This is a genomic window from Frankia sp. AiPs1, from assembly GCF_023716945.1.
In the GTDB taxonomy this organism is placed as follows: Bacteria; Actinomycetota; Actinomycetes; order Frankiales; family Frankiaceae; genus Frankia.
Genome location: NZ_JAMQQF010000069.1, coordinates 1 through 19,707 on the forward strand (window position 1 = coordinate 1; position 19,707 = coordinate 19,707).

The following is a 19,707-nucleotide window of genomic DNA, read 5'->3' on the forward strand; positions in this document are numbered from 1 at the left end:
GGCCCCGCCCGCCTCGACGCCGACCAGGCCGATCACCGCGGTCCTCGGCAGCAGGCGGACGCCGGGCAGGGCCGCCGTGCGCCGGCGCAGTTCGCGTTCGAGCAGCGGCCGGCTCGCGAGCACCGAGGTCAACCCGGTGGAGACCGGACCGACGCGGCGCCCCTGCAGGTACCAGCGCCCGCCGACCAGCGCCTCGCTCGTCGGCGCCCCGGCGGCGACGAGCTGCGCTACCAGGCCGGGATGCAGATCCTCGAGGATCTCGCGGCCGCGGTCCATCAACGCGTGCAGATGCCCGGCCTGCGGCACGCCGCGGCGGACGCCGAGGCCGGTGCCCTCCCCGTCGACGGAGCCGGGCAGGTCGTCGCGGTCGAGGACGCTGACCCGGCCGAAGGTCTCGCTCAGGACCCGCGCCGCGAGCAGGCCGGCGACCCCGGCCCCGAGGACGACGGCATGCCCGGAGCGGGGGATCGACGCCGATCGGTCAGAGGTCAGCGGGTCGGAGGTGAGCGAGTCAGAGGTCAAGGGTCAGCCGCTCCGATCGCGCCCGCGAGACGCAGATCATCATCGTGGTGCCGGCGGCCTGTTCCGCCGGCGACAGCACCGAGTCCCGGTGGTCGACCTCCCCGTCGAGCACGGTCGTCTCGCAGCTCGCGCAGGTGCCCTCGCGGCACGAGGAGGGGACGTCGAGCCCGGCACGATCGAGTGCGTCGAGCACCGACTGGTCGGCCCGCACCCGCACCAGCCGCCCGGAGCCGGCCAGCAGCACGTCGAAGGGCCGCTGGTCGGCTTCGTCCGCGCCGTCCGTCGGACGGGCGCGAAACCGCTCGACGTGCAGGCTGCCGACGCCGCGGGCGGCGAACGCCCGCTCGGTGGCCGCCAGCAGCGGCTCCGGCCCGCAGCAGTACAGCCGCGAGTCGGCGGCGAGCTCGGCGACGACGTCGTCGACGGGCAGCAGGCCGTTGGTGTCCTCGGGTAGTACGTGCACCCGGTCGGGGTGGCGGGCGAGTTCGGGCAGGAATGCCATCCGCCGCCGGGCCCGACCGCCGTAGTACAGCCGCCAGTCGGCGCCGCGGCGCTCCAGCTCTGCCAGCATCGGCAGCAGGGGCGTGATGCCGATGCCGCCGGCGACCAACCGATAGGACCCGCCGGCCACCAGCGGGAAATTGTTTCGCGGCGCGCCTACTTCGATTTCCGTGCCGGTCACGACCTGTTCATGAAAGTAACGCGATCCACCCCTACTTTTCTCCTCCAGGAGCACCGCGATTCGCCATGACCGGGTATCGGACGGATCACCGCACAACGAGTACTGGCGGATCTCCCCACCCGGTACCCGAATATCCACGTGGGCGCCCGGAGCCCAGGTGTCGAGAGCCTCTCCTTGCGGGTCCACCAGCACGACGACCAGCACGTTCTCCGCTGCCAGAGTCGCCTCGTCCACCCGCAGGACCGTCCAGCGAGATACCGAACTCACCGGCAAACCGTCTCATGCCAGGCATCGGGCGAACGGCGATCAATACAACGGCAATCACCCCATCGAAAACGTCGATGGCCGACGACCGAACACACCGGGCGCGGCAACAATGACCCCGCACGAGTGACCCCGCACGAGTGACGCCACACAACGAGTGACCCCGCACGAATGACCCCGCACGCAGCACATTCTTAACGGTGGGAGCAACCGTGAGCGAGACCATCGTGAGGCCCTCCGAAGCATCGAGCCCGCCGGATCCCGTGCTGCTGGCGGAACGCACCGCGCGGTTCGTCCGGGACGTCGTCGTCCCGATCGAGCGCGAGATCGTCGTCGACGGCCGCCGGATGGACGACGCGTTGCGCCTGGAGCTGGTCGCGGCCGCCAAGGACGCCGGGGTGTTCGGCCCGCTGTCGCCCGTCGAGTACGGCGGCTTCGGCCTGGACTTCCGCGGGCAGGCGCACGTGCTCATCGCGGCGGGCGCGAGCCTCATCGGGCCGCTGGCGCTGCACTGCTGGGCGCCGGACGACGGCAACATCCACCTGCTCGCCGACGCCACCACCCCGGCCCAGCGCGAGCGTTACCTGGCGCCGCTCGCCGCCGGCGAGGTGCGCTCGTCGATCGCGATGACCGAACCGGCGCCCGGCACCGGGTCCGATCCGAGCATGCTGCGCACGCTGGCCACCCGGGTGCCCGGCGGCTGGTCGATCACGGGCGCCAAGCACCTCATCACGGGCGCGGACGGCGCCGCGTTCACGATCTGCGTCGCGCGCACCGACGCCGGCCCCACGATGTTCCTCGTCGACGCGGCCAACCCGGGGATGCGGGTGGTGCGCCGGATGCCGACGCTGGACTTCACCAGCGCCCCCGGCGGCCACTGCGAGGTCACCTTCGACGACTGCCGCGTCGACGACGCCGCCGTGCTCGGCGAGGTGGGGCTGGGCCTGGAGTACGCCCAGGCCCGCCTCGCCCCGTCCCGGCTGACGTTCTGCATGAACTGGCTGGGGCTGGCGGTCCGCGCGCACGTGCTGGCCGCCGAGCACGTGCTGGGACGCCACTCCTTCGGCGCCCCGATCGCCGAGCACGGCATGGCCCAGGCCCTCGTCGCCGACAACGAGATCGACCTCGCCGCGGCCCGCGCGCTCGTCCACGCCACCGCCGCGACCCTGGACACCCAGGGGGCGACCAGCTCGGCGGCCCGCCACGACGCCGCCATCGCGAAGACCTTCGTGTCCGAGGCGGTGTGGCGGGTGCTGGACCGGGCCGTGCAGCTCTTCGGCGGCCTCGGCGTCTGCGAGGACCACCTCGTCGCCCGCTTCCTCGTCGAGGCGCGCGCCTTCCGCATCTACGAGGGTCCCTCCGAGGTGCTACGGGCCTCGGTGGCACGGCGGGTCTTCCGCCGCCTCGGCTAGCCCGGCCCCTGTCCCCCTCGCGGCCCAGATCCCCATCAGCGGTAGGAGACCCAGGTGACCAACCCGTCAGTTCTGAGCCCGGCAGCACCCGGCTTCGCGGTCTTCGCCCAGCCGGGCGCCGCCGTGGACTTCGAGCACATCCGGCGCATGGCCAACACGGTGGTGCCCTTCGGTGCCTTCGTCGGCGTCGAGGTCACCGAGGTTGACGCCGACCATGCGGTCGTGGAGATCCCCGACCGCCCCGAGCTGACCAACCAGTTCGGCACCGTGCACGCCGGCGCGCAGTTCCTCGCCGCGGACATCGCCGGGGCGTGCGCGTTCGTGGCGGCGACGGCGGCCCGGATCGCCGACGTGGAGTGGCTCGTCGTGCGCGACAGCTGGTCGTCGTTCCGCCGGCCGGCCCGGGGCCTGGTGCGCGCGGTGGGAACCGTCGACGAGCGGGCGGTGCGCCAGGTGCTCGCCGCCGGCCCCGGCGAGCGCGTCGATCTCGATGGCAAGGCGGTGCTGCACGACGCCGCCGGCGCCCTGGTCGCCACCTTCCGCTTCGCCTACGTCGCCGAGCTCGCCGCTTCGGCCACTCCGGCTGCTCCGGCTGTTCCGGCTGCTCCGGCCGCTCCGGCCGCTCCGGCCGCCCGGTGACCGGGTCGGCGCCGCCGCGGCGCTCGGAGTTCTCGACGCTGGAGGCGCTGCGAGTCGACAGCGTCGGGGGCGTGTCGTTCGTGCTGCGGGTGCTCCCCCAGGCTGACCCGGACGCGCCGGTCGTGCTGATCCTGCCCGCGATGGCGCTCAAGGCGAAGTTCTACCTGCCGATCGCCCGGGCGCTGCACGCGGCGGGGCTGTCGGTGGTGACGACGGACCTGCGCGCCCAGGGCGAGTCGACGCCCGGCCTGCACGACCAGCCGACCTTCGGCTACCGCGAGCTGATCGAGGTCGACCTGCCGCGGGTCCTCGCCGCCGTCGGGGCCCGGTTCCCCGGATCACGGCCGTACCTGTTCGGGCACAGCCTCGGCGGCCAGCTCGCCCTGCTGCACGCCGCCGCCGCGACGGCCGAGCGGCGCCCCGAGCCCGACGACGCCAGCCCTCTCGCCGACAGCCCGATCGCCGACAGCCCGATCGCCGGCGTGTGCGTCATCGGCACGGGGACCGTGTACTGGAAGGCGTTCGGCTTCCGGCGCTGGGTGGAGGCGCTGTACTCGATCCAGACAATCGGCCTGGTCGCGCGGGTGCGCGGATACTGGCCGGGCGGCATGCTCATCGGCGGCGCCATGCCCGGCCGGGTGATGACGGACTGGGCGCGGCACTCCCGCACCAGCCGCTACCGGCCGCACGGGACGACCCGCGACTACGACCGGCTGCTTGCCGAACTCGACCTGCCGGTGCTGGCCATCTCCCTCGACGACGACCGGCTGGGACCGAAGTCGAACGTCGACTTCCTCTGCCGCCGGATGCCCCGGGCCCGCCTCGACCGGTGGCACATCACCGCCGCCGCCGGCGTCACGCACCGCGACCACTTCGCCTGGACGAAGGACGCCGCCGTCATCGGCCCGGCGGTCGCGGCCTGGATCCGCGACCGCCGCCGGCCCGAGTAGCCGGGCCGAGTAGCCGGATTCCTCTCGTGCGATTGGAACCTCCAATCGGGGGCGGTCACCGACATATTCGTCGCGATCTGTTCACCAATGATTCACCGAGACCTGCTGAACTGCACCTGCCCGTCGACACGGAATTAATCGACACGTACACGGACCGGGTGCCGGGAATTCATCGGCCAGGGGACAGCCGGATTCGGGGGAACCAGTGAGCCGCATTACCGTCGAAAACGTCACGCGCCGCTATGGTGACGTGCGGGCGGTCGACGGGGTAGGCCTCGACGTCGCCCACGGCGACTTCCTGGTCCTGCTCGGCCCCAGCGGCTGCGGGAAGTCGACGCTGCTGCGGATGATCGCAGGTCTGATTCCCCCCAGCGAGGGTCGGGTACTCGTGGACGGGAACGACGTCACCGAGACCCCGGCCCGCGACCGCGACCTCGCGATGGTGTTCCAGAGCTACGCGCTATACCCGCACCTGACCGTGGAACGCAACATCGGCTTCCCGCTGCGCGCTCGCAAGACACGCAAGGCCGACATCCGCCGACGGGTCACCGAGGTCGCCGACATCCTCGACCTCGGCGCGCTGCTCAGCCGCCGGCCGCGGGAGCTCTCCGGCGGCCAGCGCCAGCGGGTGGCGCTCGGCCGCGCCCTGGTCCGCGACCCCGGCGCCTTCCTGATGGACGAGCCGCTGTCGAACCTGGACGCCCAGTTGCGCACCGCGACCCGCACGGAGATCACCGAGCTGCACCGCCGGCTCGGGCGGACGTTCGTCTACGTCACCCACGACCAGGTCGAGGCGATGACGATGGCGACGTCGGTCGCCGTGCTCAACCGCGGCCGCCTGGAGCAGATCGGGACGCCGACCGAGGTGTACGACACGCCGGCGTCGGCGTTCGTCGCAGGGTTCATGGGCTCACCGCCGATGAACCTGCTCGATGCCGAGATCGTCACCCGCGACGGCCGGCTGCACGCGGTCGCCGCCGGCGTGGACGCCCCCCTGGGCCTCGGCCATCTCGGTAAGCCGGGCGAGCCGGGCGAGCAGGCACAGCGGCCCGCCATCCTCGGCGTCCGCCCGGAGCATCTGAGCCTGCGCCCGGTCGCGGACGGCGACCCCGCGCCCGAGGCCGGCGGCAGCGGCGGCGGGGCGACGCTGCACGGCCTCGTGCGGACCGTCGAGAACCTCGGCAGCGAGGAGATCGCCCACTGCCGCGTCGGCTCGGCCGAGGTCGCCGTGCGGGCCCGTCGACCGGCCGGCTTCACCGTCGGCGAGTCCGTCGTCCTCACCGTCCGCCCCGAGCACACCCATCTGTTCGACCGAGAGTCGGGACGCCGGCTCGTCTGGCAGCCGGACCGGGATGCCTCGGTCCCGGCCGCCCGCGTCCCCGTCGCCACCTGACGTTACCCGGACGACACCCGGCGCCACCGGCGCCCACCACAGCTCACCCGCTCGCACTGTCACCTCGCCGAGGAGCAGCACGTGAAAAGACCGTTCGCCCGGAGATCATTCTCCCTGGTGGCCCTGTCGGCTGCCACCGCACTGTCCGTCCTGGCCGCCTGCGGCTCGCCCGGCGGGGGCAGCGACCAAGCCACACCGAAAGCCGCCGCCAAGATCCCGGAGCTGGGCGCGGACCAGAAGGTCTCCATCGTCTTCGAGAGCTACAACTTCGGGCAGGCCGGTGCCTGGACGGACACCTTCAACGAGCTGATCGGCAAGTTCGAGAAGGCGCACCCGAACATCCACGTCACCGCGCAGAAGCCGCAGGGTTCCAGCCCGAACCCGGCCACCGACACGGTGTCGAGCCTGCAGAGCCAGATCGCCGCCGGCTCGCCGCCGGACGTCGTCCAGCTCGGCTTCAGCGACCTCGACTTCGCCATCCACTCGCTGAAGGTCAAGTCGCTGGACGACCTGCTCGGCAAGGACGCCGTCCAGGCGAACTTCGACGGCGCCAAGTTCCCCTACGCCAAGACGGCGCGGACCCTCGGCGACTGGGACGGCAAGACCTACGGCGTGCCGTTCGTCTTCTCCACCCCGGTGCTGTACTACAACGCCTCCATCTTCCAGCAGGCCGGGCTCGACCCGGCGAAGCCGCCCACGACGTGGGACGAGGCTCGCGCGGACGCCAAGGCGATCGTCGACAAGACCGACCACGACGGTGTGTACCTCGACTGCCTCACGAAGATCGCCAAGGACTGGTGCTTCCAGAGCCTGGTGCGTTCCAACGGCGGACGGGTGATCTCCGAGAACCGCACCAGCCTGACCTACGCGCAGCCCCCCGCCGTCGAAGCGGTCCAGATGGCCCAGGGCCTGGTCAAGGACGGCCTGACCCCCGTGCTGGGCCAGAAGGAGGCCTACACGAGCTTCGCCGCCGGCAACGTCGGCATGATCCTGGAGACCAGCTCCATCCAGGGCACGTTCGTGAAGGGCGCGAAGGGCAAGTGGGACCTGCGGGCCGCGGAGATGCCGACCTTTGGCTCGAAGCCGACCGTCCCGACGAACTCCGGCGCGTCGCTGTTCGTGCTCTCCAACGACGCGGCCAAGCAGCGTGCCGGCTGGGAGCTGATCAAGTTCCTGACCAGCGAGGACGCCTACAAGACGATCTCCACCAAGATCGGCTACCTGCCGTTGCGGACCGGCCTCGTCGATGACCCGGCCGGACTCGCCGACTGGGCCAAGGCCAACCCGCTGATCAAGCCGAACATCGCTCAGCTCGACCGGATGGAGCCGTGGATCTCGATTCCCGGCGTCAACTACATCCAGGTCCGCGACGGGATGATGGACGCCGTCGAGAAGATCGTGTACCAGGGCGCGGACGCGCAGTCGACCCTGACCGCCGCCCAGAAGCAGGGCACGGCCCTGCTACCGAAGGCGTAGTCCGATGACCACGACCGGACCGGCCGAGCTGACCCTGATCCAGGTGAGCGACACCCACCTGCTGCCAGCCGGCGAGCTGATGCACGGCCGCGTGGACACCTTCGCCCTGCTGGAGACGGTCGCCGCGACGGTGGCGTCCTCGACCGGTCCGGTCGCTGGGATCCTGCTCACCGGCGACCTCGCCGACGACGGCTCGCCCGCCTCCTACCGGCGGCTGCGCCAGATCATCGACCCGCTGGCGGCCACGTTCGACGCGCCCGTCGTCTACGCGATGGGCAACCACGACGAGCGACTGGCGTTCCGCGCCGAGCTGCTGGGCGGCGCTGCCGGCGCACCGGCCGACCATCCCTGCGACAGCGTCCACCTGGTGGACGGCCTGCGCCTGGTCGCCCTCGACTCCACCACGCCGGGCCGCCACGACGGCTGGCTCACCGACGCCCAGCTCGCCTGGCTGGCCGACGTGCTGGCCACCCCGGCGCCGCGGGGCACCCTGCTGATCGTGCACCACCCGCCGCTGCCGTCGCCGGTGCCGACCGTGCACCTGCTGCGGCTCGCCGCCGCCGAGCGGCTCGCCGACGTCGTCGCCGGCACCGACGTGCGCATGATCCTCAGCGGGCACGCCCATCACGCCGGCGCCGGCGCGCTCGCCGGCATCCCCGTGTGGATCAGCCCCGCGCTCGCCTACGACGCCGACCCGTTGCCGCCCGACGGCCGGCTGCGTGGGCTGCTCGGCGGCGGCTTCAGCCGGATCGACCTGATCGACGGCCAGTTCGTCGCCACCGCGATCCCGCTGTCTCCCACCGGCCTGGTCTACAACAACGACCGGGCCGAGCAGGTGGAGTTCATCCGCAGCCTCACCCCGCAGACCACCCCGGGATGAGCGGAATGTTCGTCGAAGTCGCTCCCCCCACGCTGCCGGCGTCTAACGTGGCGCCCGCAGCGGCCGGGGGCCGGGGGCGGACCGCCCGGCGGGTGGCCCGCCGCCTCGGCCGCGGCGTCGTCCCCTACCTGTACCTCATCCCGGCGCTGGGCATGCTCATCGTCTGGACCTACCGCCCCCTGGTGGAGACGGCGAACTACTCGTTCTACTCGTGGAACCTGTCGCCGACCCAGCCCGCGACCCCGGTCGGCTGGCACAACTACCACCGGCTGTTCACCCTGCCCGAGCTGGGTGGGTCGGTCTGGCGAACGCTTCTGATGATCCTCGGTCTGCTGCCGTTCACGATCGTCATCCCGGTCGTGGTGGGGCTGCTCTCCCGCGAGGTTCGAGGCCGGGCGCGCAGCATCTACCAGGCGCTGATCTTCCTGCCCTTCCTGGTCGCGCCGGTGGCGAGCGCCGCGGTCTGGCAGTGGCTGCTCAGCCCCCGATCCGGGGCGGTGAACCGGGCGACGGGCTCGTCGGTGAACTGGTTCCACGAACGATGGCCCGCCCTGATCGCCATCACCGGCATCACCGGCTGGCACGTCCTCGGGTTCGCCGTGGTCGTGGTCGCCGCCGGGCTGGCCTCGATCAACGGTGACTACGCGGAGGCCGCCTCCGTCGACGGGGCATCGCGCTGGCAGATAACCCGCTGGCTGACGCTGCCGCTGCTGTCGCCGACGCTGGTGTTCCTGGTGTTGTCCACGGCGCTGCTCTTCGCGCCGCAGTGGACGTTCCCACTGATCGACACGCTCACCCAGGGCGGTCCGGTCAACGCCACCACCAACGTCTACTACCTGCTCTGGGAGTACGGCATCCAGAGCTTCGACGCCGGCCTCGCCTCCGCGGCCGGGGTGGTGTTCTTCATCGGGTTCGGGCTCGTGGCGGCAGTGCTGCTGTGGATCTCCGAGCGCGTCACCATCCACGACAACTGAGAGGGCGGCCTCGTGACACTCGCCAACTTCGACGCGCCGGTGATGCCGGGGGGTCAGTCGAGGACCCGCGTCGTCGTCGGCCATCTCACCCTGGCCGTGCTGGGCCTGGCCTGCGTGTTCCCGATCTACTGGCTGTACGCGACGTCGCTGCGGCGACCGAACGACGTCTACGAGGTCAGCCCGCTGCCATGGCCGCTGTCCGTCGGCAGCTACCGCACCGCGATCGACGAGATCAACGTCCTGCGCCTGCTGCTCAACACGACCCTCATCGCGGTGCTCACCGCGCTCGGGCAGCTGCTGACCAGCCTGCTCGCCGCGTACGCCTTCGCCGCCTGGAACTTCCCGCTCAAGCGAGTGCTCTACCTGGCCTTCGTCGGAAGCTGGCTGGTGCCGTTCCAGGTCGCCATGCTGCCGAACTACGTGCTGCTGCACCAGCTCGGGCTCCTCAACACGCTGTCCGGGGTGATCGTCCCGAACCTCGTCTCCGGGCTCGGCGTGCTGCTGCTGCGCCAGCACCTCGACAGCTTCCCCAAGGAGCTGCTGGAGGCGGCCCGGATGGACGGCCGGTCGTCCTGGTCGACGCTGTGGACGGTGGTCGTGCCGAACCTGCGGGCGGCCCTGGCGGCGCTGGGCATCCTGCTGCTCGTCAACGCCTGGAACGAGTACTTCTGGCCGGCGCTGGTCCTGCAGCGCCACAACGACGTGCTGCAGCTCGGCATCCGCAGCTTCATGAGCGCCACCGAGGGCGACGACTGGGGCCCGCTGACCGCGACCGCCGGGCTGGCCTGCCTGCCGATCTTCATCATCTACCTGGTGTTGCAGCGCCACGTCGTCAGCGGCTTCGTCCGCTCCGGCCTGCGCTGAGGACGCGCTGAAGACTCGTGGGGGGGGGGGGGGGGGGGGGGGGGGGGGGCGGGGGGGGGGGGGGGGGGGGGGGGGGGGGGGGGGGGGGCGGGGGCGGGGGGGGGGCGGGGGGGGGGGGCGGCGGGGGGGGGCGCGCCGCCGCGGCCCCGCCCCGGCACCCGCCCCCCCCCCCCCCCCCCCCCCCCCCCCCCCCCCCCCCCCCCCCCCCCACGTCCCCTCGCGACTACCCCGCCGCCATGCACCTGCGCGTCGCCGATCCCGGGGGCGGTTCCGCGGAACCGCGAGCGCTCCCGGACTTCTGCATCCAGGGCCCGGTCCACGTGTGGTGCCGGTCGGGTCGATCGCCGTCCTGGCAGGATGGCGGCATGGAACGTGTGCAAGGAATCGGTGGCTACTTCCTACGGGCCGCCGACCCCGCGGCCCTGAGCGCGTGGTACCGCGACTGCCTGGGCCTGGACGCCGACGACCACGGCCTGTGGAGCCAGGCGGCCGGGCCGACGGTGTTCGCGACGTTCGCTTCCGACACCGACTACTTCGGGTCCCCTAGCCAGCAGGCCATGCTCAACTTCCGGGTCCGCGACCTGGACGCGATGCTCGCGCAGCTTCGTGCCAAGGGAGCCGACGTGGCCGCGCAGACGCAGGACATGGAGGGTGTCGGTCGCTTCGGCTGGGTCACCGACCCGGCGGGCAACCGGGTCGAGCTGTGGCAGCCCGCCTGACCGCGGCCGCACGCTCCGCCACACAAGCGCCCGCCTCCCCACAGACTGCCGTACCGTCCGACCCGCATCACCCTGGTCATGGATGTCGAGCTCGCGTCCGGCAGCACGGCGCGGCGCGGTTCCGCGGAACCAGGCTCACCGGGAGTTAGCCCCCGTAGCTGGGCATTCCCGCCTCCAACCGATCATCCGCGGATGAAGATCGGTCCGCAGCGATCATGGTCACCCTGTGGTCATGACAAACGCTGGTGCCGGGCGCACCTCGCCCTAGTTGATCTTGGCGCGGTTTTTGTCGGTGGTGGATGGGACGATGGTCCGGTCCGATGATCGACGACACCCCTGGCCCGGTGATCATGATGATGGCAACAGCGGCAGCTCCTTCTCCAACATCCTCGACGTTCCCCTCCGTTCTGGAGGTGGATGTGGAGACGGCCGCGTTGGGGGTGGTAGAGGAGGTGATCTGCCGCTGGGCTGGGCGGATCGCGGCGGCGACCTGCGATTGGCTGATGGCGTTGGCGGCGTTCGACCGGCGGGAGGGCTGGTCCGGGGTCGGTATCAGGTCGTGCGCACACTGGCTGGCCTGGCGGTGCGGGATCGATCCGCGGACCGCGCGGGAGCATCTGGCCACCGCGCACGCGTTGGAGCGCCTTCCCGCGATCCGTGCCGCTTTCGCCGCCGGTACCCTGTCCTATTCCAAAGCGCGGGCGGTGACCCGGGTCGCGGAGCCGCAGACCGAGCAGATCTGGTTGTCACATGCCCACTTCTGCGGCGCGGGCCAGCTCGAGCGGCTGGTGCGGTCCTACCGGCAGGTCCGTGGGGATGAGCGGGTACGCCGCGCCGCGCGGCGGCTGTCCTGGCGTGTCGATGACGAGGGCATGCTCTGCCTGCACGCGGTGCTGGCCCCCGAGGAGGGTGCCCGGCTGATCGCGGCGTTGGACGCCGCCCGGGCAAGCCTCGAGGACAACACCGCTCCCCGCGGGGGCAGTACGACGACCGACGAGGTCGCCGCCGGCGGCGGTGCGGCGAGTGATGTCGGGGCGGGCGATGGTGGGACGGAGCATCCGCCCGCGGACGGAGAGAGGGTGACCACGGTGCGAGACCGGCGGCGGGATGCCGACGCGCTGGTCGCCCTGGCCGAGGGCTTCCTCGACCGGCCCGCTCCCGGGCTGACGACGCCCGGCCACACCCTCACCGTGCACCTCACCACCCGCCCCGCCACCCCCGACACCCCCGCCAGCGCCCCGGACAACAACCACAGCGCTGCGACTGGCGGGACAGAGCTGCCAGCCGGGGCTGCGGCGGACGGCGGCGCCGGGCTGCTGGCAACATCGCGGATCGGGATCGGAGCGTGGGCCGACGTTGACGGCGGGATCGGGCTGTCCCCACAGGTCGTGCAACGGCTTGGCTGCGACGGGCTGATCCGCGCGCTGCTCACCGACCCCGACGGCAACCCCCTGCACCTCGGCCGCCGCCAGCGCCACCCCGGCCCACGGCTGCGCGACGCCGTCTACGCCCGCGACCGGGGCCGCTGCCAGTACCCCGGCTGCGGACACACCCGCTGGCTCCAGATCCACCATCTGACCGACTGGGCCGAGGGAGGAGACACCGACATCGACCGGCTACTCCTGCTCTGCACGGCCCACCACCATGCCATCCACGACGAGCACATCCACCTCGACCGCGCCCCGGACGGCACCGTCACCGCCCGGATCCCCGACGGCCGCGCCATCACCGAGGCCCCACCCATCCTCCCCGGCCCCGAACCCGCCGCCATGCTCGCCCGCGCCACCCGCCACGTCACCTCCACCGCCATCCACACCCAGGACGGCGGCCGACTCAGCCTCCTCGACTCCATCCACGCCCTGCTCAACCCCTGAGCCCTCCTCAACCCCTGCGCCCTCCTCAACCTCACAGCGGCGGACGGCGGGGCCGGTTCCGCGGAACCGCGGAGCCAACCAAGGAGCCAAGGAGCCTTCAGCGGCTCCAGTCAGGCCACCCGGGGCTCGGCCCGGGCCAGGAGGGTCTCGGCGAGCGAGGTGTCGTGTTCGGCGGCGCGGAAGCGCGGGTGGTCGAGCGCGTCGGCGAGGAAACCCGCCGTCGTCGCCACGCCGGCACCCACGACCCGGGTCTCGGCGAGCGCGCGGCGCATCCGGGCGATCGCCCCGTCGCGGTCCGGTGCCCAGACGACGACCTTGGCCAGCAGCGAGTCGTACAGCGGCGGAATCCGGTAGCCGGCGGTCAGGTGGGTGTCGACGCGGACGAACGGGCCGCCGGGCAGCTCCAGTTCGGTGACGAGGCCCGGGGTGGGGCGGAAGTCCCGGGTGGGATCCTCGGCGTTCACCCGGCATTCGATGGCCACGCCGCGGGCGGTGACGTCGGCCTGCGTGTAGCCGAGCTCCTCACCCGCCGCGACCCGGAGCTGCTCGGCGACCAGGTCGAGGCCGGTGACCATCTCGGTGACCGGATGCTCGACCTGCAGCCGGCAGTTGACCTCCATGAAGTAGTAGGCCCCGCGCGCCGGGTCGTAGAGGAACTCCACGGTGCCGGCGCCGACGTAGCCGGCGGCGAGCACGGCGCGCACCGCCGCCTGACCCAGCTCGGCGACGCCGTCGGGGTCCACCCCGGGCGCCGGGGACTCCTCGACGAGTTTCTGGTGGCGCCGCTGCAGCGAGCAGTCGCGGGCGCCCAGGTGAACGCCGTTGCCGTGGCCGTCGCACAGCACCTGGATCTCGACATGGCGGGCGGACTCGAGGTAGCGCTCGAGGTAGAGCCGGCCGTCGCCGAACACGGCCGCGGCCGCCGCACGGGTGTCGGCGTAGGCGGCGGGGAGGTCAGCGCGGTCGTGGACGACCTGCATGCCGCGACCGCCGCCGCCGGCGACAGCCTTGAGGATCAGCGGGTAGCCGATGTCGCCGGCGAGTGCGAGGGCTGCGTCCAGACCGTCGAGGGCGTCGCGGCTGCCCGGCAGCAGCGGCAGGCCGGCGTCGCGCATGATCCCGCGGGCGACGGCCTTGTCTCCCAGCCGGGCCATGACGTCGGCCGGCGGCCCGATGAAGACGATCCCCTCGTCCTCGCAGACCTCGGCGAACTCCGGGTTCTCCGACAGGAAGCCGTAGCCCGGGTGGATCGCCTCGGCGCCGCGGGTCCGGGCGGCCTCCACCACCGCCGGGATGTTCAGGTAGCTGCGCTTCGCCGGACCGGGGCCGACCTGCACCGACTCGTCGGCCATCCGGACGGCGGCGGAGTCCCGGTCGGCGGCCGAATGCGCGACGATCGTGCGGATGCCGAGCTCGCGGCAGGTGCGGACCACCCGCAGCGCGATCTCGCCCCGGTTGGCGACCAGGACGCTGCTGAACATCAATGACTCCCGTTCGGGGACTGCTCCAGCGGGGCGAGCAGGAACAGCGGTTGGCCGTGCTCGATGGCGGTGGCGTCCTCGACGAGGACCCGCACGACCCGCCCGGGACGCTCCGCCTCGATCGGGATCATCAGCTTCATCGCCTCGACGATCGCGACCTGCTGCCCGGTCCGCACGGTGTCGCCCTCGGCGACGAACGGCGCCTTCCCGGGTTCGGGCGCCCGGTAGAACATGCCGACGGAGGGGGACCCGAGCGGGAACGTCTCGGCATCAGTGGCCGCCGCTGGCTCGGTGGCCGGGGCCGGGGACACCTGCGCCGGCGCGGGCGGCACCGTAGGAGCGGAGGGAGTCACCCAGCGGGTTCGGGCCGACGCGACCGGTGCGTCCGCGAAGCTCTGGCCGGTGCTCGTCCACCCTATCTCGACGCTGACGTCACCGGCCGACACGCGCACGTGGCTGGGTGCGATCCGGGCCCGCACGGACAGCTCGAGCACGTGCGCGCCGAGCACCGCCACCACTGCGTCCACGGCGGGTGCGGGCACCCGGCCGTCGCCACCATCCGGGTCGCCGTTCCCGGCCGTTCCCGTCACCTGGTCGATTGCCGTCGAGTCGGTCGTCATCGAGTAGCCTCCACGTTCCGGTCAGGCTGGGAGTCGTGCGCGTCGTCACTCGGGGCCGGCGACGGCGCCGGCGACGGCGCCGGCGACGCGACGCCGAACTGCCGGAACCGCGTCCGCCGGCGCGTCACCAGGTTCATCTGGTCCAAGGGCAGCAGCTCGGCGAGCGCGCCGCGCAGCGCCTCGCGCAGGCGGTCGGCGGTGCCCGCCGGGTCGGCGTCGGCGCCCCCGTCGGGTTCGGGGATGACACCGTCGACGACGCCGAGCCGCAGCAGTTCGCGGGAGTCGACCCGCAGGGCCGCGGCGGCGGTCGGCGCGGCCGCCGGGTTCTTCCACAGGATGGCCGCGCAGCCCTCGGCGCTGATCACCGAGTAGACGGCGTTCGCGCACATCAGGACGCGGTCGGCGAACGCCAGCGCGAGAGCGCCGCCGCTGCCGCCCTCGCCGGTGACGACGGCGACCACCGGCACGGGAAGCCCGGCCATCAGCCGCAGGTTCTCGGCGATTGCGACGGCCTGTGCCTGCTCCTCGGCCTCGACGCCCGGGTAGGCGCCGGCGGTGTCGATGAGGGTGATCACCGGCAGCCCGAGCTTGGCGGCCAGGCGCATCACCCGGGCGGACTTGCGGTAGCCGGCCGGCGTCGGCATGCCGAAGTTGCGGTAGCGCAGCTCGTCGGCGGTGTGACCCTTCTGGGTGCCGATGACGGCGACGGGAACGCCGTCGAGGCGGCCGAGGCCGGCGACGAGCGCGGGGCAGTCGGACGACATCCGGTCGCCGCGCAGCTCGGTGAAGTCCTCCAGCAGCATGCCGATGTAGTCCAGCGTCGTCGGCCGGCCCAGCCGGCGGGCGGCGCGGACGCACTCCCAGGCGTCGCGCTGCGCCAGCAGCTCCGGGTCGGTGACGACCGCGGGGCCGGGACGCCCCGCCTGGCGGGGGATGCCGTCGTCGCGCCGGCTCGACACCGACAGCAGCCGCGCCAGGTTCGCCCGCAGTTCGGGCCGGGGGCTGATGAGGTCGACGACGCCGTGGGTCAGCAGGAACTCGGCGGTCTGGAAGTCCTCGGGCAGGGTCTGGCGGATGGTCTGCTCGATCACCCGGCGCCCGGCGAACCCGAGTCGCGCGCCCGGCTCGGCGATGATCACGTCGGCCAGGGTCGCGAAGGAGGCCGCCACCCCGCCGAACGTCGGGTCGGTGATCAGCGAGACGGTGAGGATCCCGGCCTCGTCGAGCTGACCGAGCGCCTGGCTGGTCTTGGCCATCTGCATCAGGGCGATCGCGCCCTCCTGCATCCGGGCGCCGCCGGAGGCGGTGACGGTCAGCAGCGGCGTGCGTTCCCGCAGGGCGAGTTCGGCGCCCCGGGTGAACACCTCCCCGACGGTGGAGCCGAGGCTGCCGCCGAGGAAGCGGAAGTCCATCACCACGACCACCACCGGGTTGCCCTCGATGGTGCCGCGCGCGCACACCGCCGCCTCGTCGAGGCCGGTGCTGGCGCGGGCGTCGCGCAGCCGGTCGCGGTAGGGGCGGGTGTCGGTGAACTCCAGCGGATCGCTGTCCATCGCCGGGACGTCGACCGCCTGGGCCGAGCCGGGGTCGAGCAGCAGGTCGAGGCGTTGGTGGGCGGTCATCGGGGCGTGCCAGGAGCAGTCGGGGCAGACCCGTCCGGCGCGGGCGAAACGGCGCTCGTAGAGCATCGCGCCGCAACCGCCGCACAGCAGCCAGGACGATCCCGTCCCGGCTCTCCTGGGCCTGGTCGTCACGGTCTCGATCGTCATGATCGGCTACCTTTCCTCGACGGACGGGGCGGGCAGGTATCCCGCGACGGAGGCGGGCAGGCGCAGCCCGGCCGCCCGCAGCGCGCCGGCCCGGTCGGCGTAGGCCGCCCCGCGCATCAGCTGGGTGGCCAGGTCGACGACCCGGCGGTTGCCCACCTGTGCCAGGTAGGTGCCGGCGACCCAGCCGTTGAACGCCCCCATCGCCGGGCCGCACCACACCTGGTAGTCGGGGGCGCGCTCGGCGTCCCCGGCGATGCTCCAGCCCGACGAGCGGCCCAGGTACCACCGGAAGACGAGGGCCATCCGGCGGCGCGGGTCGTCCGCGGCCCGGGTGATCTGGTCGGGGTCGCGTTCGGAGAAGAAACGGATGCAGTCCTGCCAGACGTCGTCCAGCGAACGGCGGAACACCTTGGTCTCCAGCACGGACCGGACGTCGGCGGGCAGCTCGTCGACGCCGCCGTAGGTCCGGTAGAGCTCGTGGAGCTGGCGCGCCCGGCCGGGGAACAGTGTTCCGCGGCGCAGCACCTGCACCTCCACGCCGAGTTCGAACATGTCCGCCGACGGCGCCATCACCGTGTCCGCAACGCCGGTCGCGGCCAGCAGCCGCTTCGTCGTGTCGGACTGGTCGGCCTCCACCGAACTCTGGTTGATCGAGCCGGTGACGACGTAGGCGGCGCCGAGGGCGAACGCCGCCGCGGCCGCCGTCGGGGTGCCGATGCCACCGGCCGCGCCGACGCGCACCGCGGTGGCGTAACCCTCCTCGCGGCGGACCCGTTCGGCCAGCGCCAGCAGCTCGGGCAGCAGGACCAGCAGCGGACGGCGGTCGGTGTGCCCGCCGGAGTCCGCCTCGGCGGTAAGGTCGTCGGCGAGCGGCACCGAACGGGCCAGCTCGGCCTGCTCGGCGGTGACCGCGCCCGTCTCGAGCAGCTGGCGGACCAGCTCCGGCGGCGCCGGGCGCAGGAACCGTTCGGCGACCTCCGCCCGCGACACCTTGCCGATCACCCGGTGGCGGGCGACGACCCGGCCCGACGCGTCGCGCCCGAGGCCGGCGAGGCGGTAGCGGACGAGCTGCGCGGTGGGTTCGACGAACGCCGACGCCTCGAGGCAGCCGACGCGGTGGCGCAGGCAGGCGTCGACGATCGCCGCCTCCAACGCCGGTTCGCTCGGGCTGTGGATGAGGTTGCAGGCAAACGCGTTCCCGCCGGCGTCGCGGACGATCTGGGCGAGCGCGGCGTCGATGCGGGCGGGCAACACCCCGGCGGCGCCGAACGAGGCCAGGTAACCCTCGCGAGCGAGGGCGGCGACCATCGCGGCCGAGGCGATACCGTTGGCCATCGCGCCCGCCATGTAGGCGTAGCGGACCCCGTGGGCGCGGCGGAACTCCGGGTCACCGAGCGCCTGAGCGGGCCGCGGGGCGACGGCGGCGAGGACCTGGCCGCCGCCGGCGACGATCCGCGCCACCGCGGCGGCGTCGGAGCTCGTCCGCACGCCGCTGGCGTCGCGCAGCACGTAGCAGGGCTGGTCGAGGGCGAGCAGGTCACGCTGCACCTGCGCCAGGCCGGCCGGCGCCGAGGTGGTCGTCACCATGCCGGAGCTCCGTCCTCGCGCAGTTCGACGGCGATGTCGAGGAGTTCGTAGATCCGCAGGCCCGGCTTCCAGACGCTGGCGTCGGCGGTGACGCGGACCCGTCCCGGCGCGCGGCGCACCTCCTTGAGGTGCACCTCCAGGCGGGTCTCCCCGTCGGTCGGGAGGAACTGGCCGCGGTACTTCCAGGTGAACGGCGCGTCCACCGGCAGGATGAAGGCCGGGTCGACGAGGCCGTCGGCGTGCGGGGAGTCGAGCAGCCACTCCTGCATCGCCTGGACGACCGTCTCCACGCCGAGCGAGCCGGGGATCACCGGGTCGAGGTGGAAGTGGCGGGCGAAGAACCAGTCGTCCGGGTCGATCGCCCGCACGGCGTGCAGGTAGCCCTGGCCGTACCGGCCGCCGCCGTCGACGACGTCGACGGTGTCCAGCAGCGCCAGATGGTCGCGGGCGCACAGCCGCGCGGCCGGGTCGGCGCGGCGTGCGGCGACGTCGAGGGTGCGCGTCGCCGGCTGCGGCCCGCCTGATTCCAGCGCGGTCGACTCCAGCCAGGTCGGCGCCGACCGGCCGGCGTCCAGGCCGGTCTGGTTGGCCAGCGCCGCGTCGCTGAAGTAGCCGAACATCGTCTCGCCCTCGTAGAACGGCTCGCCGTCCACCGACAGGGTGTACTCGAAGCTCTGCAGCGACGAGCCGGGCATGTCCGTCGTCGACAGCAGCTTCGAGTGCTGGCGGATGGTGGCGTCGCGCAGGTCGACCTCGCGCAGCACCCGGGCGGTCCCGCCGAGGTTGCGCAGGCTCACCGACGCCGCCGGATCGCCGAGCGTGGCACCCATGTAGTAGCCGACCATGAGCGCCGCCTGCAGCGACGTCTCCATGTAGACGCAGTTCGGCATCGACGCGTTCGCCGTGTCCGCGAAGTACCAGGAGTCGGCGGGCGCGTCGTACTCGGTGATGTGCGAGGCCCCGCCGTCGAGCGACTTCGGGTCCCCGCGAGTGCCCTCGACGGCCAGCACCCGGTCGACGAGCAGCAGCCCGCCCGACGGCAGCCGTGTCGCCTTGCGCCCGGTGTAGCCGGCGAACTCGGGGCCCAGCGCGATCGCCTGGTCACCGCGGCAGAAGTGGGCCATGTGGAACTCGCTGAGCATCGCCCGGTCGCCGGTCGCGTTGCGCCGGCCCAGCCAGACCGGGGTCGTCCCGCCGGGCCCGGGGCCGACCGGGCGGCCCTCGCCCTCGTGCACGCCGACGGCGAGGTCGGTGATCCGGGCGAGCACCTCACCCTCGCCGGCCCGACCCCCGCCGACCCGGCGGATCTCGGCGTCGGCGCGCAGCGCGGGCCGTGGCACCAGGTCGAGGTCGACGATGTCGAGGACCAGCTCCAGCTCCCCGGCTCCGGCCAGGTCGGCGCCGGCGAGTTCGAGCCGGGGGCCGCCCACGGCACCGCCGGCGGCACCGGGAGCGACGCCGTCGACGAAGTGCGCGTCGAGCAGGCACAGGTGCAGGCCGACGTACACGGCGAACAGGCGGGCGGCCTGGGCGGCGGCTTCGGTCAGCCCCGCACCCTGCGGCGCCGGGTCGGCCAGCCGGGCGCGGACCAGGCCCCGGCC

At 73.0% G+C, this 19,707-nt stretch carries 17 protein-coding genes and 1 pseudogene; 10 read left to right on the plus strand and 8 right to left on the minus strand.

Annotated features, from left to right (window positions below; translation table 11 throughout):
* A pseudogene (locus ND748_RS09735) lies at positions 1-522 on the minus strand (FAD-dependent oxidoreductase); the annotation flags it as partial.
* Positions 512-1,438: a 2Fe-2S iron-sulfur cluster-binding protein gene (locus ND748_RS09740; RefSeq protein ID WP_374215884.1), complete on the minus strand. Its 927-nt coding sequence runs from the start codon at positions 1,436-1,438 to the stop codon at positions 512-514. The pseudogene ND748_RS09735 and the gene ND748_RS09740, both read right to left, overlap by 11 nt.
* A gap of 242 nt (positions 1,439-1,680) precedes the next feature.
* Here ND748_RS09740 and ND748_RS09745 point away from each other — a divergent pair, with 242 nt between their 5' ends.
* The 8 genes from ND748_RS09745 to ND748_RS09780 all read left to right on the plus strand — a co-directional run bounded on the left by ND748_RS09745 (position 1,681) and on the right by ND748_RS09780 (position 10,056).
* Positions 1,681-2,880 (plus strand): acyl-CoA dehydrogenase family protein, encoded by a 1,200-nt coding sequence (locus tag ND748_RS09745; protein ID WP_251745349.1) that lies wholly within the window; start codon positions 1,681-1,683, stop codon positions 2,878-2,880.
* A 54-nt stretch (positions 2,881-2,934) separates the two neighbouring features.
* Positions 2,935-3,519: a DUF4442 domain-containing protein gene (locus ND748_RS09750; protein ID WP_251745350.1), complete on the plus strand. Its 585-nt coding sequence runs from the start codon at positions 2,935-2,937 to the stop codon at positions 3,517-3,519.
* Positions 3,516-4,469, plus strand: a complete 954-nt coding sequence (locus ND748_RS09755) for an alpha/beta fold hydrolase (RefSeq protein ID WP_251745351.1) — start codon at positions 3,516-3,518, stop codon at positions 4,467-4,469. The genes ND748_RS09750 and ND748_RS09755 overlap by 4 nt, the downstream gene beginning before the upstream one ends.
* 205 nt (positions 4,470-4,674) lie before the next feature.
* Positions 4,675-5,862: an ABC transporter ATP-binding protein gene (locus tag ND748_RS09760; protein ID WP_251745352.1), complete on the plus strand. Its 1,188-nt coding sequence runs from the start codon at positions 4,675-4,677 to the stop codon at positions 5,860-5,862.
* Positions 5,863-5,943: 81 nt separating this feature from the next.
* Positions 5,944-7,338, plus strand: coding sequence for an ABC transporter substrate-binding protein (locus tag ND748_RS09765; RefSeq protein ID WP_251745353.1), 1,395 nt, complete (start codon positions 5,944-5,946; stop codon positions 7,336-7,338).
* Positions 7,339-7,342: 4 nt separating this feature from the next.
* The gene (locus ND748_RS09770) at positions 7,343-8,218 is read left to right on the plus strand and encodes a metallophosphoesterase (RefSeq protein WP_251745354.1); all 876 of its coding nucleotides are present in this window, start codon (positions 7,343-7,345) and stop codon (positions 8,216-8,218) included.
* Complete coding sequence (locus ND748_RS09775) at positions 8,215-9,192, plus strand: carbohydrate ABC transporter permease (RefSeq protein ID WP_251745355.1); 978 nt, start codon at positions 8,215-8,217, stop codon at positions 9,190-9,192. Before ND748_RS09770 ends, ND748_RS09775 begins: the two co-directional genes overlap by 4 nt.
* 42 nt (positions 9,193-9,234) lie before the next feature.
* Complete coding sequence (locus tag ND748_RS09780; RefSeq protein ID WP_251745363.1) at positions 9,235-10,056, plus strand: carbohydrate ABC transporter permease; 822 nt, start codon at positions 9,235-9,237, stop codon at positions 10,054-10,056.
* Here ND748_RS09780 and ND748_RS09785 read toward each other — a convergent pair.
* Positions 9,999-10,214: a hypothetical protein gene (locus ND748_RS09785; protein ID WP_251745364.1), complete on the minus strand. Its 216-nt coding sequence runs from the start codon at positions 10,212-10,214 to the stop codon at positions 9,999-10,001. The genes ND748_RS09780 and ND748_RS09785 overlap by 58 nt on opposite strands.
* Before the next feature lie 207 nt (positions 10,215-10,421).
* On the opposite strand from ND748_RS09785, the gene ND748_RS09790 reads away from it, so the two are divergent.
* Both ND748_RS09790 and ND748_RS09795 read left to right on the plus strand, forming a co-directional pair.
* Positions 10,422-10,775, plus strand: a complete 354-nt coding sequence (locus ND748_RS09790) for a VOC family protein (protein WP_251745356.1) — start codon at positions 10,422-10,424, stop codon at positions 10,773-10,775.
* 320 nt (positions 10,776-11,095) lie between these two features.
* Positions 11,096-12,649, plus strand: coding sequence for an HNH endonuclease signature motif containing protein (locus ND748_RS09795; protein ID WP_251745357.1), 1,554 nt, complete (start codon positions 11,096-11,098; stop codon positions 12,647-12,649).
* Positions 12,650-12,759: 110 nt separating this feature from the next.
* On the opposite strand, the gene ND748_RS09800 is transcribed toward ND748_RS09795, so the two are convergent.
* The 5 genes from ND748_RS09800 to ND748_RS09820 form a co-directional block, all read right to left on the minus strand.
* Complete coding sequence (locus ND748_RS09800; protein WP_251745358.1) at positions 12,760-14,130, minus strand: acetyl/propionyl/methylcrotonyl-CoA carboxylase subunit alpha; 1,371 nt, start codon at positions 14,128-14,130, stop codon at positions 12,760-12,762.
* Positions 14,130-14,750 carry a biotin/lipoyl-containing protein gene (locus ND748_RS09805; RefSeq protein ID WP_251745359.1) on the minus strand — a complete coding sequence of 207 codons (621 nt, stop codon included), beginning with the start codon at positions 14,748-14,750 and terminating at the stop codon, positions 14,130-14,132. The genes ND748_RS09800 and ND748_RS09805 overlap by 1 nt, the downstream gene beginning before the upstream one ends.
* Positions 14,747-16,519, minus strand: coding sequence for an acetyl-CoA carboxylase, carboxyltransferase subunit beta (accD, locus tag ND748_RS09810; RefSeq protein ID WP_251745360.1), 1,773 nt, complete (start codon positions 16,517-16,519; stop codon positions 14,747-14,749). The genes ND748_RS09805 and accD overlap by 4 nt, the downstream gene beginning before the upstream one ends.
* 6 nt (positions 16,520-16,525) lie before the next feature.
* Positions 16,526-18,106 carry a PfaD family polyunsaturated fatty acid/polyketide biosynthesis protein gene (locus tag ND748_RS09815; RefSeq protein WP_251745361.1) on the minus strand — a complete coding sequence of 527 codons (1,581 nt, stop codon included), beginning with the start codon at positions 18,104-18,106 and terminating at the stop codon, positions 16,526-16,528.
* A partial coding sequence (locus tag ND748_RS09820; RefSeq protein ID WP_251745362.1) for a beta-ketoacyl synthase occupies positions 18,100-19,707 on the minus strand: 1,608 nt, incomplete at its 5' end. The genes ND748_RS09815 and ND748_RS09820, both read right to left, overlap by 7 nt.